General features: G+C 35.9%; 13 protein-coding genes and 1 pseudogene. 3 read left to right on the top strand and 11 right to left on the bottom strand.

Features of this window, described 5'->3' with window-relative positions:
- Positions 1-3 precede the first annotated feature (3 nt).
- The 6 genes from IGM04_RS03300 to IGM04_RS03275 form a co-directional block, all read right to left on the bottom strand.
- Positions 4-867 carry a GRP family sugar transporter gene (locus tag IGM04_RS03300; RefSeq protein WP_002355811.1) on the bottom strand — a complete coding sequence of 288 codons (864 nt, stop codon included), beginning with the start codon at positions 865-867 and terminating at the stop codon, positions 4-6.
- A gap of 147 nt (positions 868-1,014) precedes the next feature.
- The gene (sapS, locus tag IGM04_RS03295) at positions 1,015-2,040 is read right to left on the bottom strand and encodes a two-component system sensor histidine kinase SapS (RefSeq protein ID WP_086317702.1); all 1,026 of its coding nucleotides are present in this window, start codon (positions 2,038-2,040) and stop codon (positions 1,015-1,017) included.
- A gap of 13 nt (positions 2,041-2,053) precedes the next feature.
- Positions 2,054-2,728, bottom strand: a complete 675-nt coding sequence (gene sapR, locus IGM04_RS03290) for a two-component system response regulator SapR (RefSeq protein WP_002355809.1) — start codon at positions 2,726-2,728, stop codon at positions 2,054-2,056.
- Positions 2,729-2,816: 88 nt separating this feature from the next.
- Entirely contained in the window at positions 2,817-3,041 is a 225-nt protein-coding gene (locus IGM04_RS03285; RefSeq protein WP_002368169.1) for a hypothetical protein, read from the bottom strand.
- Between the two features lie 274 nt (positions 3,042-3,315).
- Positions 3,316-4,188 carry a VOC family protein gene (locus tag IGM04_RS03280; protein WP_010713823.1) on the bottom strand — a complete coding sequence of 291 codons (873 nt, stop codon included), beginning with the start codon at positions 4,186-4,188 and terminating at the stop codon, positions 3,316-3,318.
- Between the two features lie 64 nt (positions 4,189-4,252).
- Positions 4,253-5,083 (bottom strand): LysR family transcriptional regulator, encoded by an 831-nt coding sequence (locus IGM04_RS03275; RefSeq protein WP_086317701.1) that lies wholly within the window; start codon positions 5,081-5,083, stop codon positions 4,253-4,255.
- Between the two features lie 112 nt (positions 5,084-5,195).
- Here IGM04_RS03275 and IGM04_RS03270 point away from each other — a divergent pair, with 112 nt between their 5' ends.
- Positions 5,196-6,224: a YeiH family protein gene (locus tag IGM04_RS03270; RefSeq protein ID WP_002394325.1), complete on the top strand. Its 1,029-nt coding sequence runs from the start codon at positions 5,196-5,198 to the stop codon at positions 6,222-6,224.
- Positions 6,225-6,453: 229 nt separating this feature from the next.
- Positions 6,454-7,629 (top strand): SulP family inorganic anion transporter, encoded by a 1,176-nt coding sequence (locus IGM04_RS03265; protein WP_086317700.1) that lies wholly within the window; start codon positions 6,454-6,456, stop codon positions 7,627-7,629.
- Positions 7,630-7,644: 15 nt separating this feature from the next.
- On the opposite strand, the gene IGM04_RS03260 is transcribed toward IGM04_RS03265, so the two are convergent.
- The 3 genes and pseudogenes from IGM04_RS03260 to IGM04_RS03250 form a co-directional block, all read right to left on the bottom strand.
- Complete coding sequence (locus IGM04_RS03260; protein WP_002379186.1) at positions 7,645-8,160, bottom strand: GrpB family protein; 516 nt, start codon at positions 8,158-8,160, stop codon at positions 7,645-7,647.
- Between the two features lie 17 nt (positions 8,161-8,177).
- Positions 8,178-8,671: pseudogene (locus IGM04_RS03255) on the bottom strand (GNAT family N-acetyltransferase).
- Positions 8,672-8,738: 67 nt separating this feature from the next.
- Positions 8,739-9,098, bottom strand: a complete 360-nt coding sequence (locus IGM04_RS03250; protein ID WP_002388939.1) for a DUF1304 domain-containing protein — start codon at positions 9,096-9,098, stop codon at positions 8,739-8,741.
- 67 nt (positions 9,099-9,165) lie between these two features.
- Between IGM04_RS03250 and IGM04_RS03245 the strand changes: the two genes are divergently transcribed.
- Positions 9,166-9,546, top strand: coding sequence for an MmcQ/YjbR family DNA-binding protein (locus tag IGM04_RS03245; RefSeq protein ID WP_179189100.1), 381 nt, complete (start codon positions 9,166-9,168; stop codon positions 9,544-9,546).
- A 930-nt stretch (positions 9,547-10,476) separates the two neighbouring features.
- Here the strand turns inward: IGM04_RS03245 and IGM04_RS03240 are convergent.
- Together IGM04_RS03240 and IGM04_RS03235 are read right to left on the bottom strand one after the other, a co-directional pair.
- Positions 10,477-10,782, bottom strand: coding sequence for a DUF6980 family protein (locus tag IGM04_RS03240; RefSeq protein WP_086317698.1), 306 nt, complete (start codon positions 10,780-10,782; stop codon positions 10,477-10,479).
- A gap of 376 nt (positions 10,783-11,158) precedes the next feature.
- Positions 11,159-11,893, bottom strand: coding sequence for a hypothetical protein (locus tag IGM04_RS03235; RefSeq protein ID WP_143345907.1), 735 nt, complete (start codon positions 11,891-11,893; stop codon positions 11,159-11,161).
- Positions 11,894-12,121 lie beyond the last annotated feature (228 nt).

The raw sequence follows: 12,121 nt of genomic DNA, 5'->3' as shown, positions 1-12,121 counted from the left end.
TATTTACGCTTTCATATACCCTAAAAGAATACCACCTAGAATAACAAAAATGCAACCAAAAATAACATAAAACATTTCTTTTTTTGATTTTCTTTCCCCTAAAAGGAAGATGCCCCCAAGAGTCGAAATAATAATCCCCATTTGTGATAAAGAGAAGCTAATAGCTAAGCCAATTTCACGCATGGTTAATAACATACAAATATTTCCTAAGCCCCAAAGCAGACCCGTCGTCATATTCATCCAAACAAAACGATCAACTTTGACTTTTTTGAAGGCAAAGAAACTAGCCCCCACTAACATACCAATACTTTGTGGCAAAATAATTCCCCACGGATCTAAACCAGTGGCATTAATAATGATGGTATAGACACCATACCCAACTGTTGAGAAAATCAACGCCCGAATCCCTTTATTAAAATCTAACATACTGTTTGAGGTTTTCGGTTGACTATCATCATCTTGTCGAGCTGTTAAATACACCCCAAAAACTAAAAAGGCTAAAGCGATAAAGCCCACAACAAAATCTTTTGTTTTTGTCCATTCATGGAAAAAAACAGCCCCTGCAACGGTATTAACAACTAACTGCATCCCAGTTGAAATTGGTAAGCCAACTGAAACGCCCATATATTTCATGCTATGAAATTGTTGATTCTGTCCCAAACTCCAGAATAAACCAGATATAAATCCAACAATTAATGTGGCTGTCGTCAACGTAGGCTGGATGACAAAAAAGACAACAATTGAAAATAGTAATGCGCCGATTGTCATACCTAACGTTTGTTGATTGGCGCTTCCACCAATTTTACCGCTGACTAAACCAATACTGCCCCACGCAATCATGGGCACTAAAGCGATAAGTAAACTCATAATATTCTCCTAACAAATTTATTTCATTTCATTCTAACAATAAAAACGTTTTCTAAACAACTAAGAAGAGTAAGAGAAGTTAGCAAGAAAGTTTTAATAAATAAAAAAAGGCCTATCACCTCTTTAGTTTGCTGATAGACCTACTTTTTATTTCACTTCATTATAATAACTGAGGGAAGGGAAAAATAATGTCATCGTCGTACCTTGCCCTTCTGTCGATTCGACTGTTAAATCATGACCTAACTTTTTCGCTAAGCTATGGGCCAAATACAGGCCAAGACCAGTCGAATGCTGTTCACTTTTCCGCCCGTTTTCACCAGTAAATCCTTTATCGAAAATGCGTCGTTGATCTTGCATCGGAATGCCAATCCCAGAATCTTTTAAAGATAAATAAATACCTTGTTTATTTTTGGAAATTAGGACCGTAATCGTGCCGCCTTCTGGCGTATACTTGACTGCATTACTTAATAATTGGCAGAAAATAAAAATGACCCATTTTCGGTCGGTTAAAACCGCTTCATCTTCCCCTTCAATTGAGAATTGCAATCTTTTTTGGATGAAATAATTTGCTTGCGTACGAACAACAGATTGCACAATTTCTTTTAAAGAATATTCTTGGAGTAAATAATCTCGAGAAAAGCTGTCCAGTCTAGCATAATATAGGACTTGCTCGACATATTCATCAATTTTTCCTAACTCATTTTCCAATAGATAATATTTTTTCTCTGGAATATCATCTTCGACAGATTGTACCAGTAACGTGATAGCCGCTAGGGGGACTTTGATTTCATGAACCCAAGAGTCAATGTAATCTTTTTGGTCCTGTTGGTTGTTAATTGCTTGCTGCATGGTTTGTTGGTGCTCTTGCAATAAACCGTTAATATACGTTTGGACAAGTAGTTCTTCTTCTTTTTCTGCTGTATTCAAATATTCTTGTAAAGAAGGCGGCTCTTTTTCCGTTGCCAACGAAAGCCACCACTTACGTTTTAAATAATAATCAATTGTTAAAAATAGCGATAAAAAAACACTTTGCAGTAAAAAGATATAGCCAACCACTGTCCAATCTAAGCGGACATTAGGAGCCAACCATAAAATAAAACAAGTTAAGAACATAAAAAATAACCAACCAATTAGTAATAACCAGCGATCTTTTAAATACTTTAGAATGGTCATTGTCTACTCCTATCTAGGGCACCATATAACCGACGCCCACTTTGGTTTCAATATAGCCAGCAATCCCCGCTTGCTCAATTTTTTTTCGTAAACGATTGATATTTACCGTCAACGTATTGTCATCCACAAAACGTTCATCGTCCCATAAAGCGCGCAATAGTTTTTCACGTGTTAAAATTTTTCCGTGCTTTTTCATTAAAAGATATAGTAATCGGTATTCATTTTTACTTAAATCGATCATTTCGCCTTTGATTTCCATCCGTCCATTGTCCACATTTAAAGTAATGCCATTATGTGAAAGCACTTCACTATCCGTATCGGAATAGTTATAAGAGCGGCGCAACAAAGCATTGATTTTAGCAATTAAAACATCTATCTGGAACGGTTTTGTAACAAAATCATCCGCGCCCATGTTCATCGCCATAATCATATCCATATTGGTACTACGACTCGAAATAAAAATAATTGGTACTTTAGAAACTTCACGAATTTTTTGACACCAATAGTACCCATCGTACACAGGTAAATTAATATCCATCAAGACTAATTGGGGATTCTCCTCTTGAAAATCATCCAATACATCATTAAAATCGGTTGTTCCAATCGTTTCAAATTGCCATTTTTGTAATTCCTCGCTAATTAATTCTCGAATGGTTGTTTCATCTTCGACAATCATGATTTTAGCCATGCAATCCCACCTCTTTTATTTCTAAATTTTCATCTTTCTTATCCTAACAAACTTCATTCTTTTTGGATATAGGACTTTATGATGATTTTTACACTATTTCAAAAATAGGCGCTAATAATTCCCATTCTGATAACATGATGAATTTGCCAACGAAAGCAAAAATACCATCTAATAATAACACAGACATATTAATTCCTAATATAATAGAAGCTTTTTCGACAATTGGCATGGACTTTTTATTTTTCAAAATAAGATATAAAACAAAGTTCGTTCCATAAGTAAAAACTGTTAACAACACAATTAACTCAATCATTTTACCACTTCCTATTTCGGACTTTTCATTTTTCCTTCAATAATTTACTACTCTTAATTATAGCATAATCTTATAAAAAAATCGGCAGAGTCCTAACCCTTAAGATAAACAACAGAATAGAAGCAGCCTCTTTGGAACTCGCAAGAATCGAGCCTTTTTTAAGAGTTGAAGGTCTCAATCCTTAAAAGACAAGTCCTTCAACTCTAGTATGTTCCATGTATTGGAATTGATACCAACGTAACGAAGTGTAGTCGATCAGACAACCTCAGTTTTTCTAATGATTATATTTGTCATACACTTCTTTTAACTGGTTTAAATCTATTTTTTTCATTTGGTACAATTTTTTGGTCACTTCATTTGCTCTAGCTGGATTTGAGTCAGATAAATAACGTTTCAGTTCAGGATTGCCTGTTTGCCAACTGACTCCAAATTGATCTTCCATCCAGCCACACGGCCATTCTTTCCCTTTAGCAGTCACTTGTTGCCATAGCCGATCTATTTCCTCCTGATTTTCACAATCAATATAAATGGAGAAGGCCATGGTAAAATCAAAATCATGTTTATCTCGTGCATCCATTACTCGAAACGGTTGCTCCTGTAATGTGAAAAGTGCTTGAGCAATGTTCCCATCTTCATATTCAACTTTTTCAATTATTTCGCCTGGACCGAAAATCGCCAACCATTCTGATAGAGCTTTGGCTGCTTCGCCATATTTTTCATTAGCAAACATAAAGGTTGGTACAATTGTTTGTTCTTTTCCTGAAAAAGACACTTGCCAAGAGACACCAAATTTGTCCACTACCCAACCATATAAAGGACTAAAAGGATATTCCCCAAAAGGCATCAATATCTGTCCATCTGTTGTTAAATTTTTCCACAACGTTTCTGTTTGTGATAATGTTTTACATTCAACAAAAAATGAACTAGCTGGCGTAAAGGAAAATTCTGGTCCACCATTTAAACCAATGATTGTTTGGTTCGCCAAGGTAAATTCAATGGTCATTAATGATGTTCCTTGAGGTTGGTGCTCCTCATTAACGTAGTTCGTTTTACTTAGAATTGCACCTTTTTCAAAGATTGTTGTATAGAAGTTAGCAGCTTCTTCCGCTTGTGTGTCAAACCATAAACAAGGTGAAAATTTAGGCATTGTGGTTCCCTCCTTCGTTTTCTTTAGTGTAGTCAAAGATTGATAAATAAACAAAGAGAACGTTTTAGTATTTATTCATTTCCGTCTGATAGAATCGATAAATTGCTTGTTTTACTTCTTGAAGCAAGGAGGATTTTAAATGTCCCCGTGTCAAAAAATAAAAGGAACGCCAGTACTTTTCACCTAACGTTTGGAAGGGGATTTTTTCAGTAATCGCCTTTCTTGAAAGCAACGATTGCCCCATGCCCAATTCCAACATTTTAACAATCATTTCATTATTTTTAACCGTCATGAGTGTTGGGCTTTGATTACTTTCTTCTAAATACTGTTGGGTATAATGAAAGACCCCAGAATCCTTTTCACGTACCAACCAATTCTGATTGGCAGGGTTCCCAGCTAAAACCAATTGATCCTGAATAATTTCTTCACGAGAGGCGCCTTTCGTAATTAATGGTTTTTCGATAAAGCCAAAATCAACTTGATGTTTTTCAACTTTTTCCACTACTTCTTCTGAATTGTTCATTTCTAAAACAAAATTGATCGTTGCATACTGTGTCTGTAAATGCTGCATCAGTTGCGGCAAATAATAAACTGCAAAAGTATTAGACGCAGCAATTCGGCAAGTTTCTTTAGGTAATCTCGCCTGATGAAGAGCTGTTAATGTTTCTTGCCAATCATCAGCTAAATTTAGCAAACGATTATACAAGACTTCTGCTTGCCTAGTAGGGACTACATCTTGTCGACCATTTCTTAAAAACAATGAACAGCCTAATTCTTCTTCTAATTGTTTGATTTGATTAGAAACGGCTGGTTGTGAGATATATAAGTAGGTAGCTGCTTTGGAAAAGTTCATTTGCTCATACACAATTTGAAAAGTCTTTAATAATTTAAACATAAGTATCCTTTCGATAACTTTCTATTATAAATATTATTTTAACTATTTATTTCTCAAATGTAAAAAATTTCGTTATACTGGAAGTAATGAACAAGAAAGAGAGATTTTTTCAATGAAAAATTCAGAAAATGATTATATCCAATCTTTATTCCAAATTCTTCCCGGCTTGCTAACAGCTTTCCTTGTCGCCTGCCTTAGCAAGTTCCTTGCCATCTGGTTACCTAGCTTAGGCGCCGCAACGATAGCTATTTTACTAGGAATCTTTTTGGGAAATACCTTTGTTCGCGGTGCCAATTTAAATCGCGGAACCAAAGTAGCCGAAAGTAAATTACTAGAATTTTCTGTTGTTTTATTGGGAACCACTGTGACCTTTCAAACGATTGCCCAAATTGGCTTACAAGGTGTCGCATTTATTCTCATTCAAATGTCGCTGACCATTATTTTTGCCTATTTGATCGGTAAAAAACTGGCTTTTTCTGATAATATGTCTTTATTGATGGCTGGTGGTAATGCCGTTTGTGGATCCTCTGCCATTGCTTCGATTGCTCCAGCAATTCAAGCAGATGAGGAAGAAAAAGGCCAAATCATTACTTTAGTAAACTTATTAGGAACCGTTTTAATGTTGACCTTACCCATTTTAAGTGGGATTCTCTATGGTACCAATTTGTTGGCTCGTAGCGCACTAATCGGAGGGACTTTACAATCAGTTGGTCAGGTTGTCGCCAGTGCCAATATGGTCAATGAGAACGCAGTTCAACTTGCGATGCTCTTTAAAATTATGCGAATTGTCCTACTCGTAGCAGTTGTCTATTTATTTGGACGTTTCAAGCAAAGTAAGACGGCAGAATCAGAAGCTGAGTTGGTAAAAGTCACCAAAAAAAGCAGCGCCCTACCTTGGTATGTAGTTGGCTTTTTCATTGCCTGTGTCTTTAATAGTTTGATTCATTTCCCCGTCGTGATCAGTGATACTGCTCATTTCTTTAGTTCTTGGTTTGAAATTACTGCCTTGGCAGCAATCGGGTTACGACTCGATTTTAAAAAGTTTTTCCAAGAAGGCAAACGTTTCTTAATCTATGGTTTATCAGTAGGAACTGTTCAAGTCGTCCTAGCTATTTTGTTGTTGGCACTGCTACAGTTCTAATGAGGTCGGGACAGAAGCGTTTAACTCCGAGAAATAAGAAGGAATTTCCGAAAATTGTTCTGTAATTTTTGGAGAATTCCGGCTTATTTCCGAAGGAGTTGCTTTTGTTCCCGCCGTTTATCAGTTTTTGAGCGTGGAGCAAAAATCCAAAGTGATTTTTGTCCCACGCTCATTTCAGCTTATTCATGCTATTATGAATAAGGTTTTATTAACTTAAAGGAGTTTTTCGATGTTATTTAGTTTTAAAAAAAACGAATGGTTAGGCAATGAACGAAATGATCTATTTGCCGGTCTCGTTTCTTCTGTCGCCATTTTACCAGAAGTAATCGGGTTTGCGATTATTGCTGGTGTTCACCCGCTTTCTGCAGTGTTTGCTTCAGCAGTTACTTTACTTGTGATTACTTTTACGGGCGGCCGTCCGGCAATGGTCTCGGCGTCTGCTGGTTCAATGGCCTTAGTCCTTGCAGGCTTAATTCAAGCACATGGTTTGTCATACATGCTTGCTGCGACTATTTTAACAGGCTTTCTACAATTTATTTTAGGTTATTTAGGTATCCACAAATTGATGCGCTTTATTCCCAAGACAGTGATGTACGGATTCGTCAATGCGTTAGCCATTTTAATTTTCATGGCGCAAGTACAACAATTACCTCATCAAACACTGTGGTCCTACGGTATGATTATCTGTAGTATCTTACTTATTTATCTATTACCTAAGTTTATTACAATTGTGCCTCCTGCTTTAATTGTTATTTTATTCATGACTATCCTGTCCTATTTTTTAAAAGGTCATTTGCAAACGGTAGGTGATCTTGGTGAAATGAGTCAGTTTCATCCAGCGATCCGTTGGCCTAATGTAACCGTCAACTTAGAAACGTTGCGGATTATTTTACCTAGCTCTGTTGCCTTAGCAATGGTCGGGTTAATTGAATCTTTATTGACGATCCCCATTGTGGACAAAATGACAGCGAGCCAAAGTGATAGCCAACGAGAAGTTAAAGCACAAGGATTCGCTAATATAATTACCGGCTTTTTTGGTGGCCAAGCTGGCTGTGCGATGATTGGCCAAGCGGTCATTAATGTTAAATCTGGAGGACGAAAACGGCTTTCTACTTTGATTTCAGGTATTACCCTCCTTCTATTCATTTTTGTTTTTAAATCCGTGATGGTAGCCATTCCTACAGCTGCATTGATTGGGATCATGATGACAGTGGCAGTCGACACCTTTGATTGGGAAAGTTTGCAGCTTTTCCGAACTTTTGAAATTACTGAAATTGTTATTTTACTCGTGACAGTGGGTGTGATCGTCTATACGCATAATTTAGCGATTGGAATTATTCTAGGTGTTCTTTTAAGTGGTCTTCTTTATCATTTTTTCAAAAAAGAACCAAAAAAAAGTTGCTAGCTTTAGCAACTTTTTTTATTTTTCCCAATATTTCTTCAACGCTTCTTTTTCTATTTTCTTAATGAACGCATCTTTGCCATCCATATATTTATCAATGCTATCGGGGTGTGCTTGGGCCAATTGCTTTTTTAATGTACCATAGGTTGTAGCAATTGCCGGATTTTCTCGTAAATAATTTCGAAAAGCAAGATGGCGCAAAATTTCTTGCGTATTGTCAAACTGATAAATATGCACATGATGTGTTCTTTTTATCGGGCCTTTTCGTAAATAACGACGTCCTGATAGCCCAAATTCCCCCATATATTCATAACCGATTCTTTCAAATTCCCATTGTAACAGGTCTACTTTTTCAATTTCTTCAACAATGACCAAAAAATCAATAATTGGTTTGGCTGCTAAATTAGGCACAGATGTGCTACCGATATGTTCAACTTTAAGACAATTTTCCTTTAGAATCTGTTTCAACGCTTGGGCTTCTTCTTCAAACTGTTCCACCCAGGCTGGTTGGTATTCTGTAACGATTACTCGCATGGCTTCTCCCTTCTTTTCTATATCCGTTTCATATGTAAAATAGGAAACGGATTTCCTTGAGGATCTTCCTTTGATTCACCAATTACTTGAAACCCTTGAGATTGATAGAACTTCACTGCCCCTTCATTTTGTTTATTAGCATCAACAAAGATAATTGATTCTTGCTCTATTAACTTTTTGATAATTTCTCCACCATAGCCTTTACGAAAATAGACTGGGTCAATAAATAACATTTCCAACGTTTGTTGATTTGTTCCACTAAAGCCCACACATTTCTGTTCTTCATTTAACCACATACTTAATTGAACTTGTTGAAAATAATCAGGTAAAACCACTTCGATTTTATCAATATCTGCCTGACTCAAAAACAAATGGGTAGCTTCTACTGAAGAACGCCATAGAGAAATTAATTGAGGATAATCGTTTTTTTTACTTCTTTTTGGTTCAGCATTTTTAATTCCTCCCTATCTAATAAACAAAGTATACCACATTTTGTCTCTCTCAATTCCATAAAAAATAGGCAAATCAACCGTGTTTTTTCTGTCGATTTGACTGTCTCTCTCTATTAACTCTGATGGCTAAACGAGTAAACTAAGCAAAGCCACGATAGCTAAACCGCCTTGTGTTAAAATGATTTTTTTATCACTAGTTAAGCTACCGTACGCCGCCACTAAAATAATATAAATCAATAAAAATTTTGTCATCTCCATCGTTGCTTGCGCAAAATAGACACTATAAATAAGTCCTGCACCGATTAGTCCATTATAGATTCCTTGATTTTTAAACAATGTAGTCACTGATTTTCTTTGTAACTCTTGCTTATCCATCTTAAAAACACGGCTTGTTGACTCAGATGTTGGTACAATCGTTTCTAAATACATAATGTAGAAAAATTCTACAGCCACCAAGGTTACTAAAATTGTTGAAATTAATGTCATCTGCTCCCTCCTCCCATTCCTTTGAACGAAGTAATTTTATGTAATTTTTGCTATGATGTAAATAGATATGCCTAGCCTTAACGAAAGGAAGAAACCTATGACTTTTCAAGAAACTATTAGCGCCTATATCCAAGAACGTTATCATATAACGCCCGATTTTCCTTTAAAAAAACACCCAGACTATCTCGTCTTTCGTCATCCTAGAAATGCAAAATGGTTTGCTTTAATTATGCCACTGGATGCACAACTGCTCGGCGCTACCGAGAATAAGCAGCTCACTATTTTAACCGTTAAACTTGCGCCTGAATTGATTGCCTTATTAAAGAACCAACCTGGCTATTTTCCTGCCTATCATATGAATAAAGAGCATTGGTTAAGTCTTTCTGAAGAAATTCCGCTCTCACAAGTTTTTTCATTTATAGATGAAAGTTACCAACGGAGTTATTAAAGGAACGTACTAAGAGTAGAGCCTGAGATAAAAATCACTTTGACTTTTTGTCTCAGGCATAGAAAATAATAAAGGCTTGATATTTTGCCCCAACCTTGTTGATAGATAGCACTTTCCTCTGGATTTTTGATACTAACATTTGTTTAAGCATTCTCGCCAAAAACAAAATAGACAATCAGAAGCGTCAAAATGAAACCCACGACAATTAGTAGTACTCTTTTTCCATTTTTTGAGCGGATTTATCTTCATGGAGTTCTAATGCTGTGGATAAACGTTTAAGTTCTTCCATTGTAAAGAAACACTCTATTCGTAATAAATTAATTTTTTCAGGTTCAATATTTGTTCGTTCAGAGAGTTGCTCATTGGAGAAAGTTGAATTCTTGACTGCTTCTTTTATGTTTAGAAATTGTTTTTGTTTTGGAGCGACAAAAAAAGAGTGATACACATACGTGACTAGTGGAACGATTACAATAATTAAACTAGTTAACTCGAAAAAAAAACGCGATGATTCCTAAAATTGCCATGATTAGTATAAAGCTAAACCCAATTATTTTATTCTTATTCATTTTTAACTCCTTTTTTTGCTAATTTGATTAATTTATTTGAAGTCTACTCAACCTATTTAATATAATTAATACTACGACTAGTCTTGGAAAAATTTTCATTGATGTTCTTTCTGTTCAAATCCTTACAGGTCTTGTTTTTTCTCAATTACGTAGTAAGTACTGGTCTTATTTGGTCTTCGGTTTGCCTTTACTGCCTGTTGCTTCTTGGTAATCTGCGGTTGGTATCCTTAGCTAAGCAAGGGGAACCTAGCGGTTCTTTTCCTTAATCTATAAACGGTATCAGTAACGAAACAAACTGATACCATTTATAAATATTAGACTTAACTATTTAGCCCAACAATGGATACAAGTGCCTCTATCTTAACTAAAGACTTTTCCACCAGTTATCCGACTTAAAATCATTTGGAATGTTTTCCTCACTAAATTCTTCTACTCCTAAATTTTCTAATTCATCAAACCACAAATTTCTTTTTGAAATTGGCAGTTTTGTACTACACCAAGGACAATAATTTATTTCTATTGATGATTCTTCACCATCGTGAATTATTAGCCCATATTCATCATATTTCGGAATATAAACAATCAATACATCTGGATTTTGATATAATTCAGAATTCAATCCATTATCATCTTTTGTAAAATTATTCATATTTTCGCAACAATAACTCATATTTCCATGTCTCCTTTTATAGGATATTTAATTCTAAGAAAAATCCTTTTTTATCATTTGTTTCTGAAAGCAAATAATATCGAGTTTGTTTTTTTAAAATGCTTTTCAAATATGATGTTGCTCTTCCATATTCTAAAAAGTCAACTAATTCTTTAAAAAATATTCTTTCTTTTTGCTCTGTACTGTCTTTTAATTTTACGATAATTAAATATTGTTCTTCTTTTTGTAAATAGCTGACTTTTTTTCTAGAATGTACTCTTCCCTACATTCTAAAAAAGAATCTATTTCGGACCAAATACCAATTTCATAACTACAGTCTAAATCACTTTTTAACATTTTAATTTGATTCAAATCCATATATTTACATCTCCTTAAACTATTTCGGAATATAATACCCACCTTTTTTAGGGGAACGAACAGATATAATTCCTCCAGATTCATTTGTCACTACCTTATTTCCTCTTTTATCTACATATTCCCAAGTTTTCCGTCCAAATCCGTCTGTTTTAGACTTCCGATTATTTCTATTATTTGTAATTATAGAGTCAATGACTTCTTTTGAAAAACCTCGTTCATTAACTCGTTCAGCTCCATGTTCCGAAAAAGAATGTCCTCTTGGAGTTTTGTCTCCAGTCTTAATCTCCTTACTTGAACTACTCGAACTATAATTCCTAGAATTAAAATTATTCTGCAGCACCTTACTGGCATGCGCTCCAATTGCTGCAGTAGCTGTGGTAACTGCGGCCATCTCTGCCACTGCCATAGCTGGTATTGCAGCAGCTGCTGTCCCTCCGCTGGCAACTCCTACAAAAGCATCGAGAACACCACTACCAGCAGTCCCTGCTACAAAGGTTAATCCCGCTCCAACATATTCTGTTGCTGCTCGCGCTAAACCTGCTAGCTGTCCGATAAATATTCCTGTATTATAGCCCGGATTCTGCTTAATCCAGTCTTGTTCTAGCCATCTTGACAATCTCGAATTGATTGGCAGTATTATCCCATTATTGGATAATGACTGTTTAATAACGCCAGCTCCAAAGGCGACCCCAGAATTCGCTTTCTCTACTACTTGTTTTCCTACTTTTTTCGCCGTCTGACAGAACTTCGTCAAAGTATTCTTCAAAGATTGGCCCCAGTTTCTCAGTAAGTTCTTGCCTTCTTTTGTCTTCGGTTTGCCTTTACTACCTGTTGCTTTTTGGTAGTCTGCGGTTAAACGTTGTTGGCGTTGGGCTGTTTGTATCGCTTGGATTTGTGCATAGCTTAGAGTACTTTGGCTACTTGGTGCACCGCTTGCGACGGGATAGCCGCTATAGTAGCTGTAGCCACTATAATTGGCGGA

This window comes from Enterococcus sp. DIV2385 (assembly GCF_051711925.1).
Classification (GTDB): domain Bacteria; phylum Bacillota; class Bacilli; order Lactobacillales; family Enterococcaceae; genus Enterococcus; species Enterococcus faecalis.
The sequence above is the reverse complement of the archived record's forward strand: the minus strand, read 5'-3'. Positions and strand labels throughout refer to the sequence as shown.

What these genes read in the sequence shown, in the direction of transcription:
- IGM04_RS03265 (WP_086317700.1), top strand. Translation starts at nt 6,454, where the DNA reads ATGTTATTTAGTTTTAAAAAAAACGAATGGTTAGGCAATGAACGAAAT.
- sapS (WP_086317702.1), bottom strand. Translation starts at nt 2,040, where the DNA reads ATGACCATTCTAAAGTATTTAAAAGATCGCTGGTTATTACTAATTGGT.
- IGM04_RS03280 (WP_010713823.1), bottom strand. Translation starts at nt 4,188, where the DNA reads ATGCCTAAATTTTCACCTTGTTTATGGTTTGACACACAAGCGGAAGAA.
- IGM04_RS03275 (WP_086317701.1), bottom strand. Translation starts at nt 5,083, where the DNA reads ATGTTTAAATTATTAAAGACTTTTCAAATTGTGTATGAGCAAATGAAC.
- IGM04_RS03240 (WP_086317698.1), bottom strand. Translation starts at nt 10,782, where the DNA reads ATGAGTTATTGTTGCGAAAATATGAATAATTTTACAAAAGATGATAAT.
- IGM04_RS03270 (WP_002394325.1), top strand. Translation starts at nt 5,196, where the DNA reads ATGAAAAATTCAGAAAATGATTATATCCAATCTTTATTCCAAATTCTT.
- IGM04_RS03250 (WP_002388939.1), bottom strand. Translation starts at nt 9,098, where the DNA reads ATGACATTAATTTCAACAATTTTAGTAACCTTGGTGGCTGTAGAATTT.
- IGM04_RS03245 (WP_179189100.1), top strand. Translation starts at nt 9,166, where the DNA reads ATGCCTAGCCTTAACGAAAGGAAGAAACCTATGACTTTTCAAGAAACT.
- IGM04_RS03285 (WP_002368169.1), bottom strand. Translation starts at nt 3,041, where the DNA reads ATGATTGAGTTAATTGTGTTGTTAACAGTTTTTACTTATGGAACGAAC.
- IGM04_RS03300 (WP_002355811.1), bottom strand. Translation starts at nt 867, where the DNA reads ATGAGTTTACTTATCGCTTTAGTGCCCATGATTGCGTGGGGCAGTATT.
- IGM04_RS03260 (WP_002379186.1), bottom strand. Translation starts at nt 8,160, where the DNA reads ATGCGAGTAATCGTTACAGAATACCAACCAGCCTGGGTGGAACAGTTT.
- sapR (WP_002355809.1), bottom strand. Translation starts at nt 2,728, where the DNA reads ATGGCTAAAATCATGATTGTCGAAGATGAAACAACCATTCGAGAATTA.